Origin of the sequence: uncultured Roseobacter sp. (assembly GCF_947496515.1) — a bacterium.
Taxonomy (GTDB): domain Bacteria; phylum Pseudomonadota; class Alphaproteobacteria; order Rhodobacterales; family Rhodobacteraceae; genus Roseobacter.
In genome coordinates, this window is sequence record NZ_CANMDB010000006.1 from 172,425 (window position 1) to 199,294 (window position 26,870).

Genomic DNA, 26,870 nt, shown 5'->3' on the forward strand with positions numbered 1-26,870 from the left:
GGCATGACGGCTTTCCTGAGAACAGAGTTCTTTCACAATTATACGCGCAGTTCCTCGGCCATCATCGGCAGCGCCCTGATGGCGTTCTTTGCGGTGGCCGTGCTCGCGGGGCCGTTTCTGGTGGCGCAGAACCCATACGATATCGCCTCGCTCGATCTTATGGACAGCTATAAGCCGCCGGTGTGGCTGGATGGGGGCGATCCGCGCTACTGGCTGGGCACGGACGGGCAGGGGCGCGACGTCTGGGCGTCTATTCTCTACGGCGCGCGAATCTCGGTCTTCATCGGGCTGGTGGCGATGATGGCGTCCTGCGTGATCGGGACGCTGCTGGGGCTGCTCGCGGGTTTTTACGGTGGCATCGTGGACAGCGTCATCATGCGCATCGCCGATGTGCAACTGTCGTTTCCGTCCATCCTGATTGCGCTTTTCCTCATGTCGGCGGTGGGCACCGGCGTCGACAAGGTGCTGATCGCGCTGACGGCGGTGGGGTGGGTCGTCTATGCGCGTACGGTGCGCGGATCGACCCTGTCTGAGATCGAAAAGGAATATGTGCAGGCCGCGCGGGTGGCGGGGCTGCCCAATCACAAGATCATCCGCAAACATGTTCTGCCCAACGTGCTGACCCCGCTGATCGTGATCGCCACAATCCAGGTGGGTACCTTTGTCCTGATCGAGGCGTCGCTGAGCTTTCTGGGTGTGGGCGTGCCGATCACGCAACCATCGCTGGGACTGCTGATCAAGAACGGTTTTGACGTCCTTTTCAGCGGATTGTGGTGGACGTCGGTCTTTCCGGGCGTGGCGATCATGATGCTGGTCTTCGGGATCAACCTCTTTGGTGATTTCCTGCGCGACGAACTGAACCCGAGGTTGAAGTGATGAAAGACGCAGCCACGCCTGTGCTTCTTGAGGTCCGCGATCTGCGCACCTACTTTCACACGTTTTCGGGGACTGTCCGGGCCGTGAACGGTGTCAGCTTCGAGATCGGGCAGGGCGAGGTGATGGGTCTTGTGGGCGAAAGCGGCGGGGGCAAATCGGTCGTTGGCTTTTCGATACTGGGCTTGATCGACAGCCCCGGCAGGATCGAGGGGGGCGAGATCCTGCTGGAAGGCCGCGACCTTGTCACAGCCGGAGAGGATCATCTGCGTGATGTACGCGGGCGCGAGATTTCAATGGTGTTTCAGGATCCGATGACCTCGCTCAACCCGCTGCACACCGTAGGCCGGCAGATGGACGAGGTTCTGCGCCTGCACAGTGATCTGCGCGCAGATACCCGGCATCGGGCCTGCGTTGAGATGCTGGAGAGTGTCGGCATCAGCCGTGCAGCCGAACGGCTCAAGGCCTATCCGCATCAGTTTTCTGGCGGGATGCGACAGCGGGTCGTGATCGCCATCGCAATGCTGGCCAATCCCAAGCTGATCATTGCCGACGAGCCGACTACCGCGCTGGATGTGACCATCCAAAGCCAGATCCTGAAGCTCATGCGCGCGCAGATCGCAGACAAGGGCGCGTCGATGATTTTGATCACCCATGATCTGGCCGTGGTCTCTGAGATGGCGGACCATATTACCGTCCTTTACTGCGGCAATGTCGTCGAACGCGGACGCACGCGGGACCTGATCGAAAACCCCGCCCATCCCTACACGCGGGGCCTGATCGACAGCATCCCCGACACCAGCGAAAGGCTGGACCGGCTGAATCAGATCCCGGGATCTGTGCCCGATATCCGCACGCTGCCTGCGGGATGCAATTTTCGCGATCGTTGCCCCAGGGCACAAGCGCTTTGCGCGACGGAGGAACCGGTGCTGGCCCCGCAGCACAACGGGCTGATGGCGGCCTGTCATTTCCCCCTGCAACCGGGAGAACGGCCATGACCGACGCCGCCGTTCTGGAGGTGCGCGACCTGCACATGCAGTTTCCCATCGGCGGTGGCATCCTCGACCGTCTCAGGCTGGACCGACGCGGCATCCGGCTGGAAAACCCGATCGTCAAAGCGGTCAATGGCGTAAGCCTGCGGATCGAGCGGGGGGAGATCATGGCGCTGGTGGGCGAAAGTGGTTGTGGCAAGTCAACCGTCGCCAAGACGATCGCGCGCATTTACAAACCGACGCGCGGCGAGGTGCGGATCGACGGCACGGACGTGGCGGATTTTGGTTATGCTCAGATGCTCCCCGTGCGGGCGCGGATGCAGATGATCTTTCAGGATCCCTATGCGTCGCTGAACCCGCGTCAACGGGTGCGCGACATCGTGGCCGAGCCCTTGCTGGAGCAGAGCAAGACGGCGCAAATGCGCGCGGCGGTGCCGGACCGCATCGCGCAGCTTCTGGCGCGGGTCGGTCTGAACGCGGAGCATGCGGGCCGCTACCCGCACCAGTTTTCGGGCGGTCAGCGCCAGCGCATCGGGATCGCGCGCGCACTGTCGGTCACGCCCGGCCTGATCATCGCCGATGAGCCGGTGTCGGCGCTGGATGTGTCTATTCAGGCGCAAATTCTCAACCTCATGAAAGATCTGCGCGACGAATTTGGTCTGGCCTATCTCTTCATCAGCCACGATTTGTCTGTCGTCCATCACATCGCCGATAAGGTCGGCGTGATGTATCTGGGGTTCATGGTCGAAAACGCCGCGCGCGACGTGCTTTTCGCGCGTCCGCGTCACCCCTATACACGCGCGTTGTTGTCGGCGGCCCCCAGCATCAAGCCGAAGCGCGACAAAGAGGAAATTCTGCTGACGGGTGAGGTGCCCTCGGCGCTGGATTTGCCGTCGGGATGCTGTTTCCGGACCCGCTGCCCCTTTGCATGGGACCGCTGCGCCAGCGAGCAGCCGGCGCTGCAGGATGTGGGTGATGGACAGACCGTCGCCTGCCATCTGATCGACGAGCCCGAAAGGGACATATTGTGACGGTCATTGCGCAGGCCCGCCTGGGCATCCACGATCCGCATGATTGCACCGACGCAAGCGATGAGCTGCCGATCCTGCATGCGGTGTACGACACGCTCGTGCGTCGGGTCGGTCAGGATTTCGTGCCGCATCTTGCCGACAGCTGGGAGGTGTCAGAGCAGGCAACGGTGTGGATCTTTCACTTGCGGCCGGACGTCAGGTTTCATGACGGCTCCCCCTGTGACGCAGCCGCTGTTGCGCAAAGCCTTGAGCGGATGGCGCGCGAGGACAAGGGCTATACTCTCGGAGCGCCCGCTGTGTGGCGACAGTTTCTGGGCGGGGCTTTGCTTGAGATCATGGCCCCCTTGTCGCTGCGCGTGACGCTGAAGGCGCCTATGGCCGATCTTCTGGATGTGCTGGAACAGGGGTTCATCGTCGCCCCCTCTGTTTTCGAGGCCTTGGATGCAGGTGACCACAGGGCGCAATGCGGCACCGGACCTTACCGCATCACCTCTATTGCGCCTGACGAGATCAGAGCGACGCACACCAAGGATCACTTTGCCGGACGCCCCGCAAATCCCGATATCACGTGGCGGCTGGTCGCCAGCGCCGCCGAGCGGCTGGCGCAGTTGCAAAACGGCGAGGTGCAGATCGCGAACGCGCTGGACTATGAGGCGTCGCGCGCTCTGGGCGACAGCAGGCAAACGTTTCTCTCACCCGTGGCGATCATCTATCTGCTGAATGCGGCACGCGGTCCGCTGTCTGATGCTCGCGTCCGGCGCGCGCTCAGTCTGGCGGTCGACCGCGAGGGCCTGGTCGAGACGGTGATGCAGGGGGCGGCCCAGCCCTTGCGCGGTTTCGTGAGCCCCAACCATTTTGGCGCGGGGAAAGGTGCGGGGACAGATACCGATCGCGATCTGGCGCGCGACTTGCTGGCACGGGCCGGGTACGGCGAAGGCCTGACATTGGAGGTGGATTGCCCGACGCGCCTGCCCGATGAGGCCGAGCGTCTGACCGCGGCGCTGGCGGATCAGCTTGCCAGTGTGGGGATCACGCTGAATGTCCATGTGCACCCCGAGCGTGAAGACTACGCGCATATGGTGCGGCGCAAGGAAATCCGCGACATGTGCGTTTTCGATTCCAGCCCGATGAGCACCTACCGCGTGCTGTACGAAAAGATCGACTCTCGCGTGGCCGGTTCGTGGTGGCAAGGCTACGCCAATCCGGAAATCGAGGCGCTGATCGACCGGGGCCGCGTGACGATGGACCGCGCCGCGCGCGCCGAGATCTGGCGCGAGGCTTACGCCCTGCTGCAGGAAGATCCGGCCTGGCTCACGCTTTACAACCCGGTGCGTGTGATCGGGCTGGCCGGTCGTCACCCGGATTTTGCGATGCCGGTGGACGGGGTCATCGACGTGCCGCGCCTGCCGTGTTTCGGGGGAACGTCATGAAGGCTGACACGCTGATCCACGGCGGGACGGTCGTGACAATGGATGCTACCCGCCGCGTGATCGAAAACGGGGCCATCGCGATAGAAGCAGGGCGTATCGTCGCTATCGATACCGCGGCTGCGCTGCAAGAGCAGGTCGAGGCGCGGGCGACGGTTGAATGCGCCGGTCATGTGGTGTTCCCGGGTCTGATCGATGTGCACGCGCATGCGGGCCACGGGTTGGTGAAATCCATTGGCATGCACGGTGGTGACCGCTGGGAAGAGATCTGCGGCGAGGTCTACACACAAGCCTCTCCCCCCGCGTTTTGGTACGCAGAAGCGCGGCTTGCCGCGCTGGAGCGCCTGCGCTTCGGTGTGACAACGGGTGTGTCGCTGCTGGGCGGCGGCGACACGATCATGCGCACCGACGATGCGGCCTACGCTGCCGCGCATTGCACGGGCGTGAGGGACGTCGGCACCCGCAGCGTGGTCGCGGTCGGACCCACCCGCGCACCCCATCCGGTGATCTACGCGCATTGGCAAGGCCGGCAGCGCCACACCTATTCCGTCACGTTTGAACGCCAGATGGAGACGTGCCTTCAGATCGTGGATGACTGGCATGACAAGCACGACGGGTCCATCCGGATCGCGATGCTCTACCCTGTGCTGCGCGATGAGCACGAGCGTGACATGACGCCAGAGGACTACGCCACTGCCTGTGCTCAGGCAAAAGCGGTGCGGCAGGTGGCCCGCGACCGGGGGCTGATTTTCACGCAGGATGGTCATTGGCGCGGGTCAATCCGGCGCGCAAGCAAGCTGGGTCTTCTGGGGCCCGACAGCCTCTTGTCGCATTGCATAGACCTGCATGGGGATGAGATCGACCTTGTGGCGCAGACGGATACCAAGATCGCGCATAACCCTTCCGCCAATGCGTCGATCCTCGGGCGCTGCCCCGCGATAGAGATGATGGCAGCGGGCGCAACCGTCGCATTGGGCTCGGACGCGACTGCCCCGGACCGGTCCGCCGACATGTTCCGACACATGCAGCAGGCGATGCACTATCACCGGACCCATTTCAGCGATGCCAGTGTTCTGCCCATCGGCAAGGTGCTTGAGATGTGCACCATCGGCGCTGCCCATGCCTTGGGCCTGGCAGAGGAGATCGGATCCCTCGAAATCGGCAAGCGGGCGGATATCGTGACCATGTCCCTGCGCCGCCCGCATCTTCATCCGCCCCAGATGGCGCTGCACCGGCTGGTGTGTTTTGCCAATGGCAACGATGTCACCAACGTATGGATCGGGGGTGAGATGCTGCTTGAGGATCGCCGCGCCACTCGCGTCGACGAGGCGGCGATACTGGACGACGCCGCGGCGCAGGCGGCGCGGATGATCGAGCGGATTGATGGTGCGGCAGATCTGGCCCTGCCGCCGGATTTCTGGGGCGGCGGGGCGTTGGGCAGATGACTGACTGTGCTGTCACTCCCGGTAGCAGCCAGCAGACAGTTGACAACACTGTCAGCAGGGTCCCGGGGGATATGCGCCTCAGGCACCGCGCCGGTCAAAGGGTGCGGGCCGACCAAACGGTCGCTGCGCGCAGAGAGGCGGGCGCATGCCAATCGCGCGCTTGTGGCCGAACCTGGTCACACAGCGGCAGTGGAACAACGCGACAGGAGCCAAGATGACTGAGTTAACGTCCAAAGCTGCCGGTGTCTTCGTGATTGCGGTGACGCCATTTTACCCGGATGGGCGCATCGACCTGGAAAGCTGTGACCGGATGGTGGATTTCTACCTTCAGGCAGGCGCAACAGGATTGACCGTGCTGGGGATGATGGGTGAAGCGCCCAAGCTGACGGTCGAGGAGTCACGCGAGGTCGTTGCGCGTATTCTGGCGCGCGTTCAAGGCCGCGTGCCGGTGGTTGTCGGCGTATCTGCACCCGGTTTCGCGCAGATCGGGGCGTTGACGCGGATGGTGATGGATCTGGGGGCCGCCGGCGTCATGGTTGCACCGCCCGGCTCCCTCCGGACGGATGAGCAGATCATCAGCTACTACCGGCAGATCGCGGAGTTGATCGGCGATGTGCCCTTCGTCTTGCAGGACTTTCCGCTGGTGACAGGTGTGCAGATCGCGCCGTCGGTCATCGCCCGTATCGTCAACGAACTGCCGCGCTGCGTGTGCCTCAAGCATGAGGATTGGCCCGGGCTCGAAAAGATCAGCTACCTTCGCCAGCAAGGCGTGCTGGAGCGGCCTCTCTCGATCCTTTGCGGCAATGGCGGGCTGTTCTTGCCCGAAGAGATGAGGCGCGGCGCGGACGGCGCGATGACTGGTTTTGCCTACCCCGAGATGATGGTCAGCGTGGTGGCGCATCACGCCCGGGGGTATGACGCGCGCGGGCGTGACATTTTCGATGCCTACCTGCCGCTTGCCCGCTTTGAGCAACAACCGGGGCTTGGGCTGGCAATACGGAAATACACCCTCGCCAAACGCGGGATCATCGCGCACGACGCGCTGCGCAAGCCAGGGGCGGTCCTGTCCGCACAAAGCAGGGCCGAGGTGGATGCGTTGATCGAACGGCAGGAACGCAGATTGAAGGAGTTGCAGTAATGGATCTGGGGATTGCGGGAAAGCGCGCGCTGGTGCTCGGCGCGAGCCGTGGACTGGGCAAAGCCATCGCCCAAGGGCTCTCGGCAGAGGGGGTGAGTGTCTACGCTGCCGCACGGAGTGTGGACAAGATCGCCGCCTATGCAGACGGGGTTCAGGGGTTGCAACCGGTCGCACTGGATCTGGCCGAGAGTGAACAGGTCGAGCAGATTGCAGGCGATCTTCTGCGCAGTGGCGGTGTCGATATTGTCGTGAACAACGGCGGCGGCCCGCCTCCCGGTACGGCGCAGGCAGCAACGCGTGAGGCGTGGCTGTCGCATTTCGAGGCGATGGCAGCGAACCTCTTTCATCTCAATACACGCTTGCTTCCGGCGATGAAGGACAAAGGTTGGGGGCGCATCATCTCGGTCACGTCATCGGGTGTCGAGCAACCCATTCCCAATCTGGCGCTGTCAAACGGGATCCGCTCGGCTGTGGTCGCGTGGTCCAAGACGCTTGCCAATGAGGTCGCAGGCGACGGCATCACGGTGAACGTCGTTATGCCGGGGCGGATCCACACAGAGCGCGTCGATGAGCTGGATGCCGCAGCGGCAAAGCGCACCCATACGGATGTTGCAGAGGTGGCTGCAAAATCGCGCATGACGATCCCGACAGGCCGATACGGCAGACCGGAAGAGTTCGCCGATGTCGTCACCTTTCTGGCATCCACGCGCGCAGCTTATGTGACAGGATCAAAGATCCGGATCGACGGGGGATCAATCAAATCGATCTAAAAGGCTTCGAGGCCTATGATGAGGGCAGGTGAAATAGGGCTCCGGACAGGCTGCGTGTTTTCAGGCAGGGATCGTCGAAAGACCTGACGTGATTGTCGTTCCTGAAAGCGCGGGTCTGGTGATCTATACAGTGTGATGGGCAAAGAGGGGCCGAGCAAAAGATACGTCCGGTTTCGCTATTGCTGTGCCATTGGCGTCCGGATGCCTTTGGCGGTAAGCGACGATCTCTCGCGCAGAGTGTCGATCCGGACGGCACGGACCTTGGGTTGGGGAGACGTGTCGCTCGGCCAGCTATGCACAGAGCATTTGAGCCGCCGTCGTCTTGGGTCAAAGCCGTTCGCTGCAATGCATTGCATCACGACGGAGGGATGCCATCACGCGCTCCGTAGATATTGTTCGCGGAACGGGCCGGAAAGTCTGCCTCGGTCTGCGGAAGCAAGCCTCACGCCAACCATGTCTTGCGGTGCTAGAAGCACACTGCTAGCGTCGGCGTACGCATGGCCAAGATGCCAGGCGATGGAGATTTTATGTTCACGATTGCGGGAAACCGCTAGGTCCTGAACCGCAGGACCATGAAGCTGAATAGGGTCTGAGCACCATGTGTCAGGCTCTGATTTTATGCGACCTGTGAACACCCGAACCACCATGAAAATTCATGATCGAGACACAGGTCGTGCGCCCGTCCCATGGAGCGATCCCGCTCCTGTGGCGGCAGGATGAAAGACAAAAGATCAATGATCATACGAACAACAAAGAACGAAGACATTCCCGCGTTACAGGACGTGCTGGACCGCACGGGGCTTTTCCCGGGCGACGTGTTGCCCGGCATGGCGGCTGATTTTCTCGCTGACGAGGAAAGCCCCGACCTCTGGTTGACATGTGAAGCGGAGGGCAGGGCCATCGGCTTTTGCTACGCGGTCCCGGAAGAAATGGCAGAAGGCGCGTGGAACATGCTGGCCATTGCAGTTTTGCCAAGCAAGCAGGGCGGCGGTTGCGGGGGCGTACTCTTGCGGCATCTTGAGGCAAAGCTGAAGGAACGGGGGCAGCGCATTCTGATCGCTGATACATCGGGTACAGACGCCTTTGCACGGACCCGATCCTTCTACCTCAAGAACGGCTATGCCGAAGAAGCGCGTATCAGGGATTTCTGGGCGACGGGTGATGATAAGGTCGTCTTCTGGAAGTCGCTTGGCTAGTCACTCAGCTAAAGCCGGCCTGTCGTCCGGCAGGCCGGTTTTCGCTCTCCCGGAGCCGCCGCAAAACCCGGCGTCGCGATGCTGCCAACAGGGTGCCGCGAAGCGATCCGTTGGACTTGCCAAAATAAGATGAAAGTGCACGGTCGCCCATGACACAGGTGCCGCGACCACGCATCAATCCTGCGCTGGCTATGCCTTATGCGCACAAACCGCCCCCGCGGGCTTCAGTATGAGTTCACCGATCACCGGATGTCGCGACCCGGGCTGACGTTGGCACCGTGGCGCCCAGCCGCAGCGCGCAGAACTTTCGCTCGACTGCAGCGATGGTCCTTTTTACGTCACCAACCCGCAGCGGTGAACCGGGCACCGGTTTCTGTGCCTCAGCCATCGGTTTGCCCCGCCAGGTTCTTTTTACCGGCTGTAATTGACCGGAACAGGTTTTTTGGCAAGTATCGAGGAATAAAAGGGAATGGCCGCATAGGCCAAGGGAGGAATAGATGAATATCTTTAAGGTCGCCATCGTGGCGCTTGTTGTTGCGGCCGGTTCTGCGGCTGCCGAATACCCCGAACGCGAGGTTCTTGGCGTTGTGATGTGGGGGGCAGGCGGCGCGACGGATACCGTCGCCCGCGCCATAAACCCGGCCGCCGAAGAAGCGCTTGGCAAGCCCATTGTGGTGCTGAACAAGTCCGGCGGCGCGGGTGCGATTTCGACCGCCTTTGTGCGCGCCGCACCTGCGGACGGATATACCTTCCTTTACGGGGCGGAAAACCCGCAGCTTCACGGGGTCATGGGTGTGTCGGACATCGACTACGGAGACATGTATCCGATCAATATCCTCGGGCGCGGAGTGGCCGTCATCGCGGTGCCGGCCGCCTCGGAATACCAGACACTCGGCGATCTGCTGGATGACATCGCGGCGAACCCCGGTTCGGTCAAGATGGGCTCCACCGGCCCGGGCGGTCTGCCCTCCACAATCGCGGCATTGATCTCGAACGCGACCGATTTTGACGTCACCGCCATCCCCTTCGATGGTGAAGGCCCCGGTCTGACCGCGATGTTGGGCGGCGAGGTTGACTTCATGCCGACCGGCATCTCGGCAGCGGCCGAACAGGTCAAGGCGGGCAATATGCGTGCCTTGGCGGTCGTGAACCCCGAGCCGGTAGAGACCTTGCCGGATGTGCCATCCATTACCGACACGCTCCCCGACATGGAACGCTTTCTGCCATGGGGGCCGTTCTACGGCGTTTTCGTTCGAGCCGATGTGCCGGAGGAGGTCAAGTCCACGCTGACCGAGGCGTTTTCAACCGCCGCGACGGCCCCGACCTTCCTTGAACTCATGGCCAATCGCGGCAACGTCGTCATGAACATGAGCGGGCAGGAGGCTGTTGATTTCCTTGCCAAGTGGCAGCAGGTCACCGTCTGGGCACTTCAGGATACCGGTGCTGCCAAAGTGAGCCCGGAGGATCTGGGCATTGCCCGACCGTGACCGTTCTAACCGACCCGCTGATCTGTGGGTGGGTCGGGTCAAAAGCTTCTTATGAAAAGATCTGAACCCCAGCGGCCCGGAGAGCGCCTGTTTGCGCTTCTTCTGGTCGTGTTCGCGGGCTACATGTTCTGGGAATCTCACGCGATTTCCGGTTTCTCTGGTCTGACAACAGGTGGTGTCATGCCAATGCTGGCGTCGGGCGTCATGGTGTTGACAGCGCTCGTGATCCTGACCGAAACGATCCGCAAGACCAGGACTGCCGAGCCCCACCCGCAAGGGCTGATCAGCTATCTGTTTCCGCTTCGCGTGGTGTTGTTCACCGTCCTCGTGGCCGTGTATGTGGCGGCAATTCCCAGCGTCGGTTTCCTGCCCACCTCCGGCGGGCTGCTCTTTGTGTCCATCTGGGCACTCTGGCGACGGGGCCCGGTCTGGTCACTGGCGATTTCCCTTCTTTCGATCGGAGTGATCTATCTGCTGTTCCGTGTGGTCTTCAGCGTTGTCCTGCCCACCGGAAGCCTGTGGCAATGATCGAGACCTTGGGCTTTTTCGCGACGTCGTGGACGGATCCCTACCTGCTGGCTCTCACGGCGCTCGGCACCTTTGCGGGCATCTACATCGGCGCGATCCCCGGCCTTTCGGTGACCATGGCCGCGTCGATCCTGATCTCTTTCACTTTCAAATGGGATGTCAATGACGCACTGGCGCTGATCGCAGGCGTTTATGTCGGCGGTGTCTACGGCGGCGCGCGAACCGCCATCCTGCTGAACATTCCCGGCGCGCCGAGCGCCATCGCCACCGCGATCGACGGCTATCCGCTCGCGCAAAAGGGCCTGGCGGGAGAGGCGATCGGCCTGTCGACCGTGATGTCGGTGATGGGCGGTCTGATCGGTGTTCTGGCGCTCGCAGTCGCGGCGCCGCTGATTGCCGAGTTCGCGATCAAGTTCACGTCCCGCGAATACATGCTCCTGGGTATTATCGGTATTCTGCTGGTCGGAACGTTGTCGGGCGAGAGCTTTGCCAAAGGAGCGTTCGCCGGAGCGCTTGGGGTCATGATCGGCATGATCGGTCTTGATCCAATGACTGCCGAGACGCGATTTACTTACGGCTCGATCAATCTGATGGGCGGTGTCCCCTTCGTTGTGGCGATGATCGGGTTCTTTGGTGTGGCAGAAGCGCTGGTTCAGCTCGACCATGTCTCGGTCGCTCCGATCAAACAGAAGGTCGCCCGGATTGTCCCCGCCTGGTCGGACCTGCGCCGCTACCTCGGGCTTGGCCTGCGATCATCCGGGCTGGGCACGGTGATCGGCGCGCTGCCGGGCACCGGTGGCGACATCGCCGCACTTCTGGCCTATGATCAGGCAAAACGCAGCACCAAGGATCCCGAAGTCCCTTTCGGCGAAGGTGCCAAAGAGGGGCTGATCGCGCCCGAGACGGCAAACAACGCGGCGGTTGGTGGTGCCTTTGTTCCGATGCTGACGCTGGGCATCCCCGGGGATGCGGTGACGGCCATCATCATCGGCGCGCTCTACATTCACGGATTGAAACCGGGGCCGCTGCTGTTGACCGATACGCCGCATCTGTTCTGGTTCATCGTCGGGAACCTGACGCTGGCAAACCTCTTTTTGCTGGTGTTCGGTCTGACGGGCATTCGCATCTTTACCAAGGTCGTAGAATGCCCGCGTGCGGTTCTGATCCCGTTGATTATCATCCTGTCCGCTGTCGGTGCCTACGCAATCCAGAACAATCCGGTCCATATTTCTTGGGCACTGGCATTTGGTATCCTCGGGTACATTCTAAAGCGCTACGGGTTTCAGGTGGGGCCGATCATTCTCGGGGTGATCCTGGGGCCGATGATTGATGCGAATTACCGGCGCGCGATGATCGGGGCACAGGAGAACGTAGGTACATTCCTCTACGATCTTGTGAGCCACCCGATTTCATGCGTCTTGACCGGAGCGCTGATCTTGATGCTTGTCAGCCAGCTTCCGTTTGTAAAGCAGTGGCGTAAGGGGTCGCCTCCAGACAACCACGGTCCGGCGTAGGTCCGAAGGTACCGGTCTGGCGGTGTTGCCAGCATCTGCGCTTGCGAATTTCGTGCGGTACGATGCCGCGCAAAGATCGCGTTGAGCTTTGTCGACATGACACAGGTGGGGGGTGGCGTGTGTCGCAGAGTATTCTGGTGGCGGATATCAATGCTGAGCGGATTGCCCGCATTTGCTATCGAGCACCTGAAAGCCGCGGGGTCGTTCGCTTGAGACGCGTTCGGACAATCCCGATTGCCAAGATATGAGTTGCGCCAGCGGTGACCGGAGAGCTTTGGCGGAAAGGAGTAGGAGATGCCTCGACAGCAGTCAGGGACGTTTCCGCCGACCGTACAACGCGCCGATGGTCAGCCGCTACAGCTACCTCGTCACGGAGAATTACTTAAGGGGAGAAGTGGCAGCCCGTAGGGGAATCGAACCCCTCTTTCCAGGTTGAAAACCTGGCGTCCTAACCGATAGACGAACGGGCCACTGACGTGAGCGGTTGATTAGGCAATCCGCGCCCGGCGCGCAAGCGGAAATTTCACGGCTTCCCAAGAAACTTGATCGGTTCAACCCTCCGCCGGGGCGGCGTCTTCAAGGCGCAATTGCACGGATTGGCGACCGCGCCAGCTGTTGAGCTCCAGACGCCCGGCGAGATGAAAATGCCCGCCGCCATGGCCGCTGAGTGCCGCACCCAGCGGGCCGTCAAAGGCGCTGAAACAAATGGCATCGAGGGTCTGTTCGCCCGTCGCACCAAAGCTGAGTTTCAGATGACTTTCCCCCACCCGCTTGGCAAAGCGGATGGCCATATCCGCAAAGACATAGCGCGGGGCAGCCGCACCGGCGCCGTAAGGTCCCGCTTGTTCGATCTGGCTGATCAGATCCACCGTCGCAGCCCCGGGCATCAGCATCCCATCGAGCCGCAGATCCCGCGGGCCCGCGAGATGCGCACCCTGGCGGTCCAGCAGTTCAGCCAGCCGTGCCATCGCCGCCTCCAGCTTATCCTCCGCTACGGTGAGCCCGGCGGCCATCTTGTGACCACCGCCCTTGATCAGCAGGCCCTCGCGCGCCAACCGCTGGATGGCACCGCCCAGATCAATGCCCGCGATGGAGCGACCCGAGCCTTTGCCGATGCCGTCCTCCACGCCGATGACGATGCTGGGGCGGTTGCAGGCGTCCTTGAGACGTGAGGCGACGATACCCACGACGCCCGGATGCCAGCCGGGTCCTGCGGCCCACACCAGCGCGCTGTCCATTCCGCGCGCTTCGGCTTGGGCAAGGGCTGCGGCGCGCACGCTGGCCTCGATCTCGCGCCGTTCGGTGTTGAGGTTCTCCAGCCGGTCGGCAAGTGCGTCCGCCTCGTGCGGGTCCTCGGTGGCCAGCAGGCGTGCGCCCAGATCCGCCGCCCCGATACGCCCGCCTGCATTGACGCGGGGGCCGAGCAGAAAGCCCAGGTGGTAGGACGTGGGCGCGGTATCCATGCGTGCGGCATCCGCAAGTGCGGCGAGCCCCACCCGTTCGCGCCGTGCCATGACCCGCAGGCCTTGCCGGACAAAGGCGCGGTTCACCCCGATCAGCGGCGCCACATCGGCGACGGTCGCCAGCGCCACCAGATCCAGCATCGCCATCAAATCCGGGCCGCTTTTGCCCGCGGTGCGCAATTGACGGCCCAATTCCACCAGCAACAAGAACACCACACCTGCGGCGCAGAGATGGGCAAGATCACCGCTCTCATCCTGCCGGTTCGGGTTCACCACGGCGAGCGCGGCGGGCAGTGTCTCTGCCCCAAGGTGGTGATCGAGGATCACCACATCCGCGCCGCGTGCCGCTTCCACCGGGCCATGTGACAGTGTTCCGCAATCCACGCAGACGATCAGATCATGGTCTCGGGCCAGCTCCGCCATTGCCGCATCGTTGGGCCCGTAGCCTTCGTCGATGCGGTCGGGGATATAGAGCGTCGCGCGGCGCCCCATCTGCCGCAGCCAGACGATCAGCAGTGCGGCGGAGGCGCCGCCATCCACATCGTAATCGGCAAAAATCGCAATCCGCTCGCGCCCGGTCACAGCGGCCAACACGCGCAGCGCCGCCTTTTCCATGTCCTTGATCGCATGAGGGTCAGGCAGCAGCTCACGCAGGGAAGGGGCGAGGAACGCAGCCGCCTCACCCGGCGGGACCTGCCGCCGCGCGAGGATGCTGGCGACGGGTGTGGGCAGGCCGGTTTGCTGGGTGATGGCTTCTGCCGCGCGCGCCACGTCGAGCGGCGGTCCAACCCAGCGGCGCCCCGTTAAGCTCTGCTCGACGCCGAGAAAGCTCACACCGGTTAGTGGGTGTCGACGGGGGTGCGGTAGTTGATCCGGCGGACAGAGCCGGTTTTGGAGCGCATGATCAGCGTCTCCGTCGTCATCCAGCCGGGTTCGCGTTTCACCGCGGGCAGGATGTTGCCTTCGGTGACACCGGTCGCGGCAAAGATCACGTCCTCTGTCACCATCTCGTCACGGCTGTAGATCTTGTCGAGATCGGTGATACCCGCTTTGGTGGCGCGGCCGCGTTCATCGTCGTTGCGAAAGAGCAGGCGACCGTACATTTGCCCGCCCATGCATTTCAGCGCGGCCGCGGCCAACACACCTTCGGGGGCGCCACCTGATCCCATATACATGTCGATGCCGGTCATGGGCTCGGCGCAGTGCATGACACCTGCCACATCGCCATCGGTGATCAGCCGGATTGATGCGCCGGTGCCGCGCACATCGGCGATCATCTCTTCGTGCCGGGGGCGTTCGAGGATGCAGAGGGTGATGTCCGAGGTCTGGCAGCCCTTGGCCTTGGCCAGCGCCTCGACTCGTTCGGCGGGGCTCATGTCAAGGGTGACCACGTCGGGCGCGTAGCCCGGCCCGATGGCGAGCTTGTCCATGTAGACGTCCGGCGCGTGCAGCATGGAGCCGCGCGGGCCCATCGCAATGACGGTCAGCGCGTTGGGCATGTCCTTGGCGGTGAGCGTCGTCCCTTCGAGCGGGTCGAGTGCGATATCCACGCCGGGCCCGTTCCCGGTGCCGACCTCTTCCCCGATGTAGAGCATGGGGGCTTCGTCCCGCTCGCCCTCACCGATCACAACCACCCCCGCGATATCGAGCATGTTAAGCTGCTCGCGCATGGCGTTGACGGCGGCTTGGTCAGCCGCCTTTTCGTCGCCGTTGCCAACCAGCCGGGCGGAGGCGAGCGCTGCTGCTTCGGACACGCGGGCAAGCCCGAGAGAGAGCATACGATCCTGGAACTGGGCGTTGGCTGGCATATCGGTGATCCTTGTGTGGTCGGTTTTGATTGGCGTCAGGTGTACCGGGGGCTGCGGCGGCGCACAACCGCGCGGCGGGCATGGCGGTCAGACCGCTTCGATCCGCAGCGCGACAGGGTCGGCGGAAAGCACACCGGTGCCCGCCATGGCATCCATCGCGGTGGAGAGCGCGTCGGGTGTCGTTTTATGTGTGACGATCAGCACAGGCGCGGCGGTATCCTCGTGACCGTACTGGCGCATCCGGTCGATCGACACCCCGGCCTCGCCGAGCACGGTGGCGATCTTGGCGAGTGCGCCGGGTTTGTCTTCCAGCGACATGCGCAGATAATAAGGCGCGGGCAGTTCCGCATGGGCCGCAGGCATCCGGGTCAGCGCGTTCACGGGCATGCCGAAGACCGGGCCTGTCACACCCCGCGCGATGTCACAGACGTCAGCCATGACCGCACTGGCGGTGGGGCCTTCGCCCGCGCCGGGGCCGCGCAGCACAATCTGGCCCACAGCATCACCGTCGAGCACGACCATATTGGTGCCGCCATCGAGCTGCCCCAGAGGAGACGTGTCGGGTACAAGACAGGGCTGCATGCGCTGCTCCAGCCCGCGACCGGTCTTTTGCGCCACCCCCAGCAGCTTGATCTTGTAGCCCATATCAGCGGCGGCGCGGATGTCCTCGATGCTGACCCGCTCGATCCCTTCCAGCGTGATGCCATCGAAATCGACGACCGTACCAAAGGCCAGCGACGACAGGATCGCCAGCTTGTGGGCTGCATCAATACCGCCCACATCGAGCTGCGGATCCGCCTCCAGATAACCCAGGCCGTCCGCTTCGGCAAAGACCTCTTCGTAGGTGAGGCCCGCGCTTTCCATCCGGGTCAGGATGTAATTGCACGAGCCGTTCATGACGCCCATGACACGGGTGACCTCATTCGCAGCCAACCCCTCGCTCAGCGTCTTGATGACGGGGATGCCGCCAGCCACGGCCGCCTCATAGCGCAGAGTGCTCCCGGCTGCCTCGGCCGCTTCGGCCAGGACGTGGCCGTGCATGGCGAGCAGTGCCTTGTTGGCGGTAACCACCTGTTTTCCAGCAGTAATAGCAGCCTCGACGGCGTCCTTGGCAGTGCCTTCGTGACCGCCCACAAGTTCCACGAACACGTCCACGTCGGAGCGTGTGGCCAGGGCCACGGCATCATCTTCCCAGTCATAGCCGGTCAGCGATAGTCCGCGATCCTTGGCGCGGTCCCGGGCGGAAACGGCGGTGATCACAATGTCGCGCCCGGTGCGCTGGCGCAGCAGCGCGGCTTGCTGGCGAATGATGCGGACAACGCCGATCCCGACGGTTCCCAGACCGGCAATTCCAAGACGCAGCGGCGCAGACATAGGCAATCCTTTGAACGAGATCGGCAGAAGGGTCGCGGGCCGTGTAGCCCGTTCGCCCAGGCCATGCAACGCGCTTGGGGCTACTGGATTGTCTCTTGCAGGCGATTTCGCTCCGCATCGCTCAGACCTGCCTGCTTAAGGCGGGCGGCGCGCGCCCTGAGGCGCGCGGCGCGGGCTTCCAGGGTCTCTTGCGTCTCGGCGCTCTCCTGAGACTGCGGTGCCGCCTGATCGGTGATCCGGTTCAGCGGCACCAATTCGACGTAGGGCGCATCGCGTGCCACATCATCGGTCGCGGCGTCGATCTCCGGAAATCGGGTGCATCCCGCGAGGCAAAGGATCACAAAAGCAGCAAGGCGCATGGAGCAGGTCCCGGGCAAACTGACATCATCTTTGCCCCAAGACAGCGGGTGCCGCAAGAGGAGGGTCCGCACGAGGCACCCGCGCTCAGACCAGAGCGCCCGCAGACGACAGCGTTGTCCGACCGCTCAGATAAGGCGCCAGCACCTCCGGCAACATCACCGATCCATCTGCGCGCTGGCCATTCTCCAGTACCGCGATCAGGCAGCGGCCCACCGCAAGGCCCGAGCCGTTGAGGGTATGGACGAACTGCGGCTTGCCGCCGTCCGCGGGCTTGAACCGCGCGTTCATGCGGCGGGCCTGAAAATCGCCCGTGGTAGAGACCGAGGAGATCTCACGGTAGCTGTTCTGACCGGGCAGCCACGCCTCGATGTCATAGGTGCGCCGCGCGCCAAAGCCCATGTCGCCCGTGCACAGGATCACCGTCCGGTAAGGGATGCCCAGCCGTTCCAGCAGATCCTCGGCGCAGCGCAGCATGCGCTTTTGCTCGGCGTCGGAGTGATCGGGTAGGGTGATGGAGACCATCTCGACCTTTTCGAACTGGTGCTGCCGCAGCATCCCTGCCGTATCGCGCCCTGCGCTGCCCGCCTCCGACCGGAAACACAAGGTATGGGCCGTGTAGCGGCGGGGCAGGTAGCTTTCGTCGATCACATGCTCCGCCGCAATATAGGTCAGCGGCACCTCCGAGGTTGGCACCAGCCACATGCCGTCTTCGGTGCGGTAGCTGTCCTCGCCGAACTTCGGCAGCTTGTCGGTGCCGTACATCGCCTCGTCGCGCACCAGCACGGGCGGGTTTGTCTCGATCAGCCCGTTTTCCTCCACATGCGTGTCGAGCATGAACTGCGCCAGCGCGCGGTGGATGCGCGCCACTGCGCCGGACATCAGCACAAAGCGCGCGCCGGAGATCTTGGCCGCCGTCTCGAAATCCATCCCGGCGGCCACGCCGGGGATGTCATAGTGCTCCTTGGGGGTGAAATCGAAGTCGGGCATCTCGCCCCAGCGGGTGATTTCAACGTTGTCGTTTTCATCTGCGCCCGTGGGGACGTCCTCGGCGGGCAGGTTGGGGATCCGGGCAAGCTGGTCGGTCAATTGCGTGTCCAGATCCTTGGCCTCGGTCTGCATCGCGGCGATTTCGGCTTTTTTCTCCCCGACCAGGGCGCGCAACCGCTCGAACTCCGCCTCGTTCCCGGCGGCCTTGGCGGCGCCCACCTCTTTGGCGGCCTTGTTCTGGTCGGCCTGTGCGGCTCCGGCGGCGGCGATCTTGGCACGTCGGGCGGTATCCAGTTCCAACAAGGCAGCGGTAGCTGGCGCGTCGCCCCGCCGGGCGAGGGCTGCGTCAAAGGCATCGGGGTTGTCACGGATGGCGCGGATGTCGTGCATGGAGGCGGTCCCTGATCTGAGTCGTCCAGTGTGGTTGCTTATGACGCATAAGTTGCGCTCAGGACAGGCAGATTTACCCGTCGGGTGCCGCGTTGCGTGCCCGCGCCAACCCCTGACGCCATTCCTCCAGCAGCCAATCGCCCACCGGCACGGCGAGCGCGCGGGGTTCATAGCCCCCGATGCGCTGGGCGACGACCCCGATGATGACCCAGCCCGCGTCTGTCTGCGCCAGCACCGGGCCGCCCGAGTTGCCGCTGATCACCTCGCAGTCGATGGTGATGATGTCGATGTCACCGCTCCAGCGCTGGCAGTCGCTGCGCCCGCTGAGCAGATGCGGTCTTTTGCGGTGATAGCCCAGCAGGGTCATGGAGGTGTCCCGCAACGCAGGATCATCGCTGAGCGGCAGTGGCGTGATCACCTCCGCCGGGATCGGCTCTGACAGCCTCAGCAGGGCCACGTCAAAGCGCGGGCGCCGTCCTTCGGGCGCAACCGCATAGGCGGGGTGAGAGAGCGCCTCGGCACTGATCCGGTGGGCCACGAACTTTCCGCGCTCCCATCCGGCCACAAAATGGCGCTGGCCGTCCACGCAATGGGCGGCTGTCAGCACCAGATCGGGTGCGATCAGCGTGCCCGTGCAGGAAGAGATCGACCGGAAGCCCGCGCGGTTGACGGTGCCGACAGCAGTCCATTTAGCGCGTTCCTCGGGCGGCAGAACCGGAAAGGGCTCCGCCAGCAATGGGGCTGTGAAAACCGCGGCCACCAAGACCAGAGCGAGGGCTTTCACACGGTTGCGGCGGCAGGTCACGTCGGGCTTCGATGGTGTTGGGCGGCGTGGGATCATCGGGGCAGAATGACCTGTTTGTCCGGTGCAGCCAAGAGGGTGGCTCGGCAGCCCCGGTCACAAATGCGAATCCTGCCCAGCCTCCCTTGCAAAGCGCCATCACTGGCCATAGGTTCCGCCAAACTTTGACGCGCCGCTTTTGTGCAGGCGCGCCCTACCCGGAAGGACAGTTCACATGGAAGCGTTCGCGCAGTTCGTACCCCTCATCCTGATTTTCGCGATCATGTATTTCCTGCTGATCCGGCCCCAGCAAAAGAAGGTCAAGGAACATCAGGCGATGGTGTCAGCGCTGCGGCGGGGTGATCAGGTGATCACGCAGGGCGGTGTTGTCGGTAAGGTTGCCAAGGTCAAGGACGATGGCGAGCTGGAAGTCGAGATTGCCGAGGGCGTCAAGATCCGGGTGATCCAGTCCACCATCGCCAGTGTTATCTCCAAGACCGAACCGGCGAAGTAACAGCGCTGCTGTCCTGCTGAAAAGGCGCCTCCCATGCTGCAGATCGACCTTTGGAAGCGGATCCTCATCTGGCTGACCTGTGCCACCGGCCTGTGGCTGGCCATGCCGAATGGATTTTACACGACGGTCGAGCGGCACAATGATGCGGTACAGGCCATTGAGCTTGGCGCCGACACGGCAGAGAACCGCGCCGACCGCGGTGTTTGGCCAGACTGGATGCCCTCGGGGCTGGTGAACCTCGGGCTCGATCTGCGCGGCGGGGCACATTTGCTGGCCGAGGTTCGGGTGGAGGATGTCTATGCGGCGCGCATGCAGGCCGCCTGGCCCGAGATCCGCGATGCGCTGCGGCCAGAGCGCAGTACGGTCGGCACTATCCGTCTGCAGCCCTCCGCCGAAGACGAGGTGCGCGTGCGCATCAGTGAGCCTGCGGGCATGCCCCGCGCGCTGGAGATCGTCCGCGGTCTGGCGCGGCCTGTGCAGACGATCACGGGCGTGGGCGCTACGGATATCGACGTCCGGGCCGAAGGCGACGTGATCGTTGTGACCCTGTCTGAGGAAGAAAAGCTCGCCACTGACGAACGCACCGTGCAGCAGAGCCTTGAGATCATCCGCCGCCGTATAGATGAGGTCGGCACCCGCGAACCCACCATTCAACGCCAGGGCGCACAGCGGATCCTTATTCAGGTGCCGGGCATCGGGTCTGCCGGGGAGCTGAAGGAGATCATCGGCACCACGGCGCAACTGACCTTCAATCCGGTTGTTACCCGCGGCACCAACCCAGATGCCGCCCCCGGGATCGGCAACAGCATCGTGCCGTCGCTGGATGAGCCGGGCGTTTTCTACACCATCGAGAGCGCGCCGGTTGTTACAGGCGAGGAACTCGTGGACGCACAACCCGCCTTTGACCAGAACGGCCGGCCTGCAGTGAATTTCCGCTTCAACAGCTCCGGCGCGCGCAAATTCGGCGACTACACGGCGGAGAATATCGGCTCCCCCTTCGCCATCGTGCTGGATGATGAGGTCGTCAGCGCGCCCACAATCCAGAGCCACATTCCCGGCGGCTCGGGCATTATCACCGGGCGCTTCACGGTGGAGGAATCCACCAACCTTGCCGTGCTGCTGAGGGCAGGGGCGCTGCCTGCGGGGCTCGATTTCCTCGAAGAACGCACCATCGGGCCGGAGCTGGGACAGGACAGCATCGACGCGGGCAAGGTCGCGACAATTGTCGCCTTTGTCGCCGTGCTGGCCTTCATGCTGCTGAGCTACGGGCTGTTTGGATTGTTTGCCAATGTGGCGCTGATCATCAATATCGGGCTGATCTTCGGCCTTCTGAGCCTCATTGGTGCCACGCTGACCCTGCCGGGGATCGCGGGTATTGTGCTGACGGTCGGCATGGCGGTTGATGCCAATGTGCTGATCTTCGAGCGGATCCGAGAGGAGCTAAAGACTTCCAAAGGGCCCGCCCGCGCGATTGAGCTCGGCTACGAGAAAGCGCTCAGCGCCATTCTGGACGCCAATATTACCACCTTCATCACGGCAGTGATCCTCTTTGCCATGGGCTCCGGCCCGGTGCGCGGCTTTGCCATCACGCTGGGCCTCGGGATCCTCACCTCCGTGTTCACGGCGATCTTTGTCACGCGTCTGCTGATCGTGATGTGGTTCGAACGCCGCCGCCCCAAGACAATCGAGGTCTGACATGCGCCTGAGACTGGTCAAGCAAGGCACGAATTTCGACTTCTTCAAACGGTGGAAACTGTGGCTGGGCATCTCGGGGCTGATGATGATCGTGGCCTTTGCGTCCTTCATGATCCAGGGGCTGAATTACGGCATCGACTTTCGCGGCGGCACGACCATTCGCACGGAGAGCACCCAGCCCGTCGACATCGGTGTCTACCGTGACGCGCTGGCGCCGCTGGAGTTGGGCGATATCTCGATCACCGAGGTGTTCGATCCGCAGTTCGCCGCCGATCAGAACGTCGCCATGATCCGCATCGAGGCGCAGGAGGGTGACGAGGCGGTGCAAAGCCAGCTGATCGCGCAGATCGGCACCGCCTTGCAGGGGGCGGATCCGGGGCTGAAACTGCCTTTCGCGTCGGTGGAATCGGTGGGGCCCAAGGTATCGGGCGAGCTTATCCAGACGGCGGCCATCGCGGTGCTGCTCGCCATCGGTGCGGTGCTGATATACATCTGGCTGCGTTTTGAGTGGCAGTTCGCTCTCGGCGCGGTGCTGGCGCTCGTGCATGATGTGATCCTGACCATCGGGGTGTTTTCCGAACTTCAGATCCGCTTTGACCTTGCGATCATCGCCGCACTTCTGACCATCGTGGGCTATTCGCTGAACGACACGGTGGTGGTCTTTGACCGGGTGCGGGAGAACCTGCGCAAGTACAAAAAACGCCCGCTCAACGAGGTGCTGAACATCTCCATCAACGAAACGCTCAGCCGGACTTTCATGACCTCGGTGACCACGCTGCTGGCGCTGATAGCGCTCTTCGTGCTGGGCGGCGACGTGATCCGCGGCTTTGTCTTTGCCATGATCTGGGGCGTGATCGTGGGGACATACTCTTCGATCTTCGTGGCATCTGCTGCGCTGCTGTACCTCGGGGTCAAGCGCGACTGGTCCAAGCCCGATGCCAATTCGGGGAACCAATACGCCAATATAGATGCTTGACGTCATCGCGCTGCCGGGGCTCGTCTGGGTTCTGGCGGCGACTTTTGCGGCAGGGCTGGTCTACGGCTTCACAGGCTTTGGTGCTGCGCTGATCTACATGCCTGTCGCGACCGCCTTTGTGGCGCCGCCGCTGGCGATGGGCGCTTTCGGACTGTCGGCGCTCGCTTCTTTCGTGACACTGGTACCGCAAGCCTGGCAACAGGCCGACCGGCCCAACACGCTGCTGATGATCGGTGCGGCCATTCTTTGTGCCCCACTGGGGATCTGGATCCTGCGGACGACGGATGTGACCGTGATCCGCTGGGTGCTGTCGGGGATTACCGCGGGGACGCTGGTGATGCTCATGGCTGGCTGGCGCTACCACACGGTGCCGACCAAATCCCTGCGCGCAGGCATCGGCGCCGCCGCCGGGGTCATGATGGGGTCAGTGGGGCTCAACGGTCCGCTGGTGATCCTGTTTCAGCTGGGCGGTCAGGACAGCATCGCGCGCAGCCGAGCCAACACGGTGCTGTTCCTGACGATCACATCGCTATCGCTGCTGCCGCTGATGATGCTGCAGGGCATCATCGGGATGGAAGCATTCTGGCTCGGCCTGCTGCTGCTGTTGCCCTACGCGGGCGGAACGCTTCTGGGCCGGGCGTTGTTTGACCCGGAGCGCGAGGCGCTTTACCGTCGCAGCGCCTATATGGTCGTGGCAGCGGCGGTCGTGATCGGCTTGCCCGTCTGGAGCTAGGAGAACGCGATGCGCCTCAACGAGATCACCTTTACGGACGCCAAACCTGTCGAGGGCTATGGCCCGGGCTTTTTCCGCATTGGCGGCGAGGTTTTGCACGGGCCGCTTCTGACCGGACCGACCGGCGCCCGTGGCTGGGGTGGCTATGATGACGCAGAGACGCTGCTGACCCTGGCCGGAGAGATTGATGTCCTGTTTGTGGGGACGGGAGCAGAGATTGCGCATCTGCCCGATGCATTGCGCGACGCGCTGGAGGAAGCCGGTATTGGCGTGGAGGTTATGGCGAGCCCTGCCGCCTGCCGCACCTACAACGTGCTGCTGAGCGAGGGTCGCCGCATCGCGCTGGCGCTGATCCCGGTCTAGGTACCCTTTTATCGGGCTTTTGGTCGCCCCGCCAATCGGTTAACGCTGAGCGTATGACGCTGACAATCCGTGATCTTTGCGTGGCGCGTGGCGGTTTGCCGGTGCTGGAAGGCGTGTCCTTCTCGCTCGAACACGGGCAGGCGCTGATCCTGCGGGGGCCGAATGGATCGGGCAAGACCACGCTCCTGCGCACCCTGGCCGGGCTGCAGCCGCCGCTGTCGGGCGCGATTACAGGCGCGCAGGACCGCATCGCCTATGCCGCGCATTCCGACGGGTTGAAGGCGATGTTGAGCGTGACGGAAAACCTGCGCTTCTGGGCGGCGGTCTTTGGTCAGCGCGACATCACACCTGCGGTGGAGTCTTTTGCGCTCGCACCCTTGCAGGACAGGTTGGCGGGCACGCTGTCGGCGGGGCAAAAGCGGCGGCTGGGGCTGGCCCGGCTTTTGGTGACGGGGCGGCCGATTTGGGTTCTGGATGAGCCGACCGTGTCGCTGGACCGGGAGGCTGTGGCGATGTTTGCGCAGGCTGTCAGAGCGCATCTGGCAAGCGGCGGGTCTGCGCTGATCGCAACCCACATCGATCTGGGACTGGAGGCCGCTACGCTGGATGTGGCCCGGCACCGCGCGACGTCGCAAACCCGTGCCGGCGCCACGGACGAGGCGTTCTTGTGACGGCGCTGCTGACCCGGGATCTGGCGCTGGCCATTCGGGCAGGTGGGGGCTTCGGTCTCGGCCTTGCTTTCTTTCTGATCGTCACGGTGATGGTCCCCTTTGCGGTGGGGCCGGTGCCCGAGCTGCTGGCGCGGATCGCCCCGGGTGTTCTGTGGCTGGGCGCACTGCTGGCGTGTCTGTTGTCGCTCGACCGGCTGCTGGCGCTGGATTGGGAGGACGGCACGCTCGATCTGCTGGCGACCTCGCCGCTGCCGCTGGAGGCAGCCCTCAGCATCAAGGCGCTGGCCCACTGGATCACCACCGGCCTGCCGCTGGTGCTGATCTCGCCCGTGCTGGGTGTCTTGATGAACCTGCCCGGACCGGGGTTTGTCTGGCTGGTGGTCTCGCTTGCGCTCGGCACGCCCGCGCTGTCGGTGATCGGCACCTTTGGTGCGGCTCTCACTGTCGGGGTCAAACGGGGCGGGCTGCTGATGTCGCTGCTGGTGCTGCCGCTTTACGTGCCCACGCTGATTTTCGGTGCCGAGGTCGCGCGCCGCGGGGCGCAGGGCATGGATCCCACAACCCCGCTGCTGATGCTCGCGGGGATCACGGCGGGGGTTGTGGCGCTGATGCCCCTCGCCTCTGCTGCGGCGCTGCGGGTGAACTTGCGGTGAACGGGACCATTTGCCCATTGAGCCGCCCTCCCCAACAGACTAAATCTGCTTCATGTCGATGAGCAACGAGACCGCCGCGCCCAAGCGTCCCTCCGGCTTTTGGAGCTATGCCAATCCGGTGAAATTCCTCGGGCTGACGGAACGGGTGCTGCCCGCCCTGTGGCTTCTGTCGGGCTTGTCGCTGGTGGTCGGGCTGATCTGGGGGTTCTTTTTCACCCCCGATGACTTCCGCCAGGGCTCCACGGTCAAGATCATCTACCTGCATGTGCCGTCCGCTCTGATGGCGATCAACGCGTGGTTCATGATGCTGGTGGCTTCGCTCATCTGGCTGATCCGGCGGCACCATGTCAGCGTGCTTGCCGCCAAGGCCGCAGCGCCCGTGGGCGTGGCCATGACGCTGATCGCGCTCTTTACCGGGGCGGTCTGGGGTCAGCCCATGTGGGGGACCTGGTGGGCCTGGGATCCGAGGCTCACGTCCTTTCTGATCCTGTTTCTGTTCTACCTTGGCTATATGGCGCTCTGGGCCGCGATTGAGGATCCCGATACGGCGGCGGATCTCACCTCCGTCCTGTGCCTGGTGGGGTCGGTTTTCGCGGTACTCAGCCGCTATGCGGTCAACTTCTGGAACCAGGGGCTGCATCAGGGCGCCTCGCTGAGCCTCGACAAGGAGGAGAACGTGGCGGACGTGTTCTATTTCCCGCTGCTGGTCTGTATCGCAGGCTTTGTGCTGCTCTTCTTCGCGCTGGTACTCTACCGCACGGGGACCGAAATTCGCCTCCGTCGCGCCCGCGCGCTGCTGGCCCGCGAGGCGCGCGCATGATGCCGGATCTGGGGAAATACGCCGATGCGGTGCTGTCGGCTTACGGCGTGTCGATCCTGCTGCTGGTCGCATTGGTGCTGCTGACCATTGTGCAAGGACGCCGCGCGCGCCGCGCGCTCATCGCCATTGAGAAGAGGAGCCGCAACGATGGCTAGGATCTCACCGCTGATGCTGGCGCCGCCGTTGATCTTTGCCGGTTTCGTGCTGATGGCAGGCGTCGGTATGTTCCGCGATGATCCCACGGGTCTGCCATCGACGCTGGTCGGACAATCCGCGCCACAGATTACGGAGCGCACTCTGGGAGCCTTTGACGGGGTGACGCCCGAGATGCTGGCGGGAGGGCAGGTCACGCTTGTGAACTTCTGGGCTAGCTGGTGCCCGCCGTGTCATGCCGAACATCCCAAGTTGCTGGAAATGGCCGCCGAGGGCATGCCGATCATCGGCGTGAACTTCAAGGATCAGGAGCGCACCGCCAGCGGCTATCTGGAAGAGGATGGCAACCCTTTTGTGGGCGTGGCCTTCGATCCGCAGGGGCGCACGGCGATTGACTGGGGCGTGACCGCCCCGCCCGAGACCTTTATCCTTGATGCCGATGGCACGGTGCTGTTCCGCTTTGCCGGGCCGCTCCTGGGCAGCGACTATGAGCAGCGCTTTCTGCCCGCTCTGGCCGAGGCGCTCGGGGAGAATTGAATGCCTCCTGCGGGAGAGACCGTCGGAGATCGCGGACGCCAGAACTGCCTGATCCGCACGCTACGTCCTATCTGGCATTATCACATCCGAAAACTGGATACATCCGCGCGATGGGCGCTGTGGCCGTTCCTGTGTTCTGGCGTCAAAGCAGGTGAAATCCGGCTGCCGTAGACCCCTTTGCGCACAAGGTA

At 63.4% G+C, this 26,870-nt stretch carries 27 protein-coding genes and 1 tRNA gene; 21 read left to right on the plus strand and 7 right to left on the minus strand.

Annotation, left to right across the window (positions count from 1 at the left end; all coding sequences use genetic code 11):
* Window positions 1-3: 3 nt before the first annotated feature.
* The 11 genes from Q1A53_RS12860 (at window position 4) to Q1A53_RS12910 (ending at window position 12,401) form a co-directional block, all read left to right on the plus strand.
* Complete coding sequence (locus Q1A53_RS12860; protein ID WP_299967246.1) at window positions 4-876, plus strand: ABC transporter permease; 873 nt, start codon at window positions 4-6, stop codon at window positions 874-876.
* Window positions 876-1,871 carry an ABC transporter ATP-binding protein gene (locus Q1A53_RS12865; RefSeq protein ID WP_299967249.1) on the plus strand — a complete coding sequence of 332 codons (996 nt, stop codon included), beginning with the start codon at window positions 876-878 and terminating at the stop codon, window positions 1,869-1,871. The genes Q1A53_RS12860 and Q1A53_RS12865 overlap by 1 nt, the downstream gene beginning before the upstream one ends.
* Window positions 1,868-2,896 (plus strand): dipeptide ABC transporter ATP-binding protein, encoded by a 1,029-nt coding sequence (locus tag Q1A53_RS12870; protein WP_299967252.1) that lies wholly within the window; start codon window positions 1,868-1,870, stop codon window positions 2,894-2,896. The genes Q1A53_RS12865 and Q1A53_RS12870 overlap by 4 nt, the downstream gene beginning before the upstream one ends.
* Complete coding sequence (locus tag Q1A53_RS12875; RefSeq protein ID WP_299967255.1) at window positions 2,893-4,326, plus strand: ABC transporter substrate-binding protein; 1,434 nt, start codon at window positions 2,893-2,895, stop codon at window positions 4,324-4,326. The genes Q1A53_RS12870 and Q1A53_RS12875 overlap by 4 nt, the downstream gene beginning before the upstream one ends.
* On the plus strand, window positions 4,323-5,768 hold the full coding sequence (locus Q1A53_RS12880) for an amidohydrolase family protein (RefSeq protein WP_299967257.1): 1,446 nt from the start codon (window positions 4,323-4,325) through the stop codon (window positions 5,766-5,768). Before Q1A53_RS12875 ends, Q1A53_RS12880 begins: the two co-directional genes overlap by 4 nt.
* Window positions 5,769-5,982: 214 nt before the next feature.
* Window positions 5,983-6,906 (plus strand): dihydrodipicolinate synthase family protein, encoded by a 924-nt coding sequence (locus Q1A53_RS12885; RefSeq protein ID WP_299967259.1) that lies wholly within the window; start codon window positions 5,983-5,985, stop codon window positions 6,904-6,906.
* The gene (locus Q1A53_RS12890; RefSeq protein ID WP_299967262.1) at window positions 6,906-7,676 is read left to right on the plus strand and encodes an SDR family oxidoreductase; all 771 of its coding nucleotides are present in this window, start codon (window positions 6,906-6,908) and stop codon (window positions 7,674-7,676) included. The genes Q1A53_RS12885 and Q1A53_RS12890 overlap by 1 nt, the downstream gene beginning before the upstream one ends.
* A gap of 734 nt (window positions 7,677-8,410) precedes the next feature.
* The gene (locus Q1A53_RS12895) at window positions 8,411-8,872 is read left to right on the plus strand and encodes a GNAT family N-acetyltransferase (RefSeq protein WP_299967265.1); all 462 of its coding nucleotides are present in this window, start codon (window positions 8,411-8,413) and stop codon (window positions 8,870-8,872) included.
* Between the two features lie 497 nt (window positions 8,873-9,369).
* The gene (locus Q1A53_RS12900) at window positions 9,370-10,359 is read left to right on the plus strand and encodes a tripartite tricarboxylate transporter substrate binding protein (RefSeq protein ID WP_299967268.1); all 990 of its coding nucleotides are present in this window, start codon (window positions 9,370-9,372) and stop codon (window positions 10,357-10,359) included.
* A 51-nt stretch (window positions 10,360-10,410) separates the two neighbouring features.
* Window positions 10,411-10,887 (plus strand): tripartite tricarboxylate transporter TctB family protein, encoded by a 477-nt coding sequence (locus tag Q1A53_RS12905; protein ID WP_299967270.1) that lies wholly within the window; start codon window positions 10,411-10,413, stop codon window positions 10,885-10,887.
* Window positions 10,884-12,401, plus strand: a complete 1,518-nt coding sequence (locus tag Q1A53_RS12910) for a tripartite tricarboxylate transporter permease (RefSeq protein ID WP_299967273.1) — start codon at window positions 10,884-10,886, stop codon at window positions 12,399-12,401. The genes Q1A53_RS12905 and Q1A53_RS12910 overlap by 4 nt, the downstream gene beginning before the upstream one ends.
* A gap of 395 nt (window positions 12,402-12,796) precedes the next feature.
* Here the strand turns inward: Q1A53_RS12910 and Q1A53_RS12915 are convergent.
* From Q1A53_RS12915 to Q1A53_RS12945, 7 genes are all read right to left on the minus strand, one after another.
* Window positions 12,797-12,871: transfer RNA gene (locus Q1A53_RS12915), tRNA-Glu, on the minus strand.
* A gap of 81 nt (window positions 12,872-12,952) precedes the next feature.
* The gene (recJ, locus tag Q1A53_RS12920; RefSeq protein ID WP_299967275.1) at window positions 12,953-14,698 is read right to left on the minus strand and encodes a single-stranded-DNA-specific exonuclease RecJ; all 1,746 of its coding nucleotides are present in this window, start codon (window positions 14,696-14,698) and stop codon (window positions 12,953-12,955) included.
* A gap of 5 nt (window positions 14,699-14,703) precedes the next feature.
* Window positions 14,704-15,672, minus strand: a complete 969-nt coding sequence (gene glpX / locus Q1A53_RS12925) for a class II fructose-bisphosphatase (RefSeq protein WP_299967276.1) — start codon at window positions 15,670-15,672, stop codon at window positions 14,704-14,706.
* 87 nt (window positions 15,673-15,759) lie between these two features.
* The gene (locus Q1A53_RS12930) at window positions 15,760-17,046 is read right to left on the minus strand and encodes a homoserine dehydrogenase (protein ID WP_299967278.1); all 1,287 of its coding nucleotides are present in this window, start codon (window positions 17,044-17,046) and stop codon (window positions 15,760-15,762) included.
* Window positions 17,047-17,126: 80 nt separating this feature from the next.
* Entirely contained in the window at window positions 17,127-17,405 is a 279-nt protein-coding gene (locus Q1A53_RS12935; RefSeq protein WP_299967280.1) for a hypothetical protein, read from the minus strand.
* A gap of 85 nt (window positions 17,406-17,490) precedes the next feature.
* Window positions 17,491-18,783, minus strand: coding sequence for a serine--tRNA ligase (gene serS, locus Q1A53_RS12940; RefSeq protein ID WP_299967283.1), 1,293 nt, complete (start codon window positions 18,781-18,783; stop codon window positions 17,491-17,493).
* A gap of 73 nt (window positions 18,784-18,856) precedes the next feature.
* Entirely contained in the window at window positions 18,857-19,588 is a 732-nt protein-coding gene (locus Q1A53_RS12945) for a trypsin-like peptidase domain-containing protein (RefSeq protein WP_299967285.1), read from the minus strand.
* Window positions 19,589-19,799: 211 nt separating this feature from the next.
* Between Q1A53_RS12945 and yajC the strand changes: the two genes are divergently transcribed.
* Genes yajC through Q1A53_RS12995 form a run of 10 tightly spaced genes read left to right on the plus strand, consistent with a single transcriptional unit; the run spans window position 19,800 to window position 26,679 of the window.
* Window positions 19,800-20,078: a preprotein translocase subunit YajC gene (gene yajC / locus Q1A53_RS12950; protein WP_299967288.1), complete on the plus strand. Its 279-nt coding sequence runs from the start codon at window positions 19,800-19,802 to the stop codon at window positions 20,076-20,078.
* 33 nt (window positions 20,079-20,111) lie between these two features.
* Window positions 20,112-21,773, plus strand: coding sequence for a protein translocase subunit SecD (gene secD, locus Q1A53_RS12955; RefSeq protein WP_299967291.1), 1,662 nt, complete (start codon window positions 20,112-20,114; stop codon window positions 21,771-21,773).
* A gap of 1 nt (window position 21,774) precedes the next feature.
* Complete coding sequence (secF, locus tag Q1A53_RS12960; protein ID WP_299967294.1) at window positions 21,775-22,749, plus strand: protein translocase subunit SecF; 975 nt, start codon at window positions 21,775-21,777, stop codon at window positions 22,747-22,749.
* Window positions 22,742-23,482: a sulfite exporter TauE/SafE family protein gene (locus tag Q1A53_RS12965; protein WP_299967297.1), complete on the plus strand. Its 741-nt coding sequence runs from the start codon at window positions 22,742-22,744 to the stop codon at window positions 23,480-23,482. Before secF ends, Q1A53_RS12965 begins: the two co-directional genes overlap by 8 nt.
* 9 nt (window positions 23,483-23,491) lie before the next feature.
* A complete protein-coding gene (locus Q1A53_RS12970) occupies window positions 23,492-23,845 on the plus strand; it encodes an Mth938-like domain-containing protein (protein WP_299967300.1) in 354 nt (117 codons plus the stop codon).
* A 53-nt stretch (window positions 23,846-23,898) separates the two neighbouring features.
* The gene (gene ccmA / locus Q1A53_RS12975) at window positions 23,899-24,516 is read left to right on the plus strand and encodes a heme ABC exporter ATP-binding protein CcmA (RefSeq protein WP_299967303.1); all 618 of its coding nucleotides are present in this window, start codon (window positions 23,899-23,901) and stop codon (window positions 24,514-24,516) included.
* Complete coding sequence (gene ccmB / locus Q1A53_RS12980) at window positions 24,513-25,169, plus strand: heme exporter protein CcmB (protein WP_299967306.1); 657 nt, start codon at window positions 24,513-24,515, stop codon at window positions 25,167-25,169. The genes ccmA and ccmB overlap by 4 nt, the downstream gene beginning before the upstream one ends.
* A 52-nt stretch (window positions 25,170-25,221) precedes the next feature.
* Window positions 25,222-25,989: a heme ABC transporter permease gene (locus Q1A53_RS12985; protein ID WP_299967309.1), complete on the plus strand. Its 768-nt coding sequence runs from the start codon at window positions 25,222-25,224 to the stop codon at window positions 25,987-25,989.
* Window positions 25,986-26,144 carry a heme exporter protein CcmD gene (gene ccmD, locus Q1A53_RS12990; protein WP_299967312.1) on the plus strand — a complete coding sequence of 53 codons (159 nt, stop codon included), beginning with the start codon at window positions 25,986-25,988 and terminating at the stop codon, window positions 26,142-26,144. Before Q1A53_RS12985 ends, ccmD begins: the two co-directional genes overlap by 4 nt.
* Window positions 26,137-26,679 carry a DsbE family thiol:disulfide interchange protein gene (locus Q1A53_RS12995; protein WP_299967315.1) on the plus strand — a complete coding sequence of 181 codons (543 nt, stop codon included), beginning with the start codon at window positions 26,137-26,139 and terminating at the stop codon, window positions 26,677-26,679. Before ccmD ends, Q1A53_RS12995 begins: the two co-directional genes overlap by 8 nt.
* Window positions 26,680-26,870 lie beyond the last annotated feature (191 nt).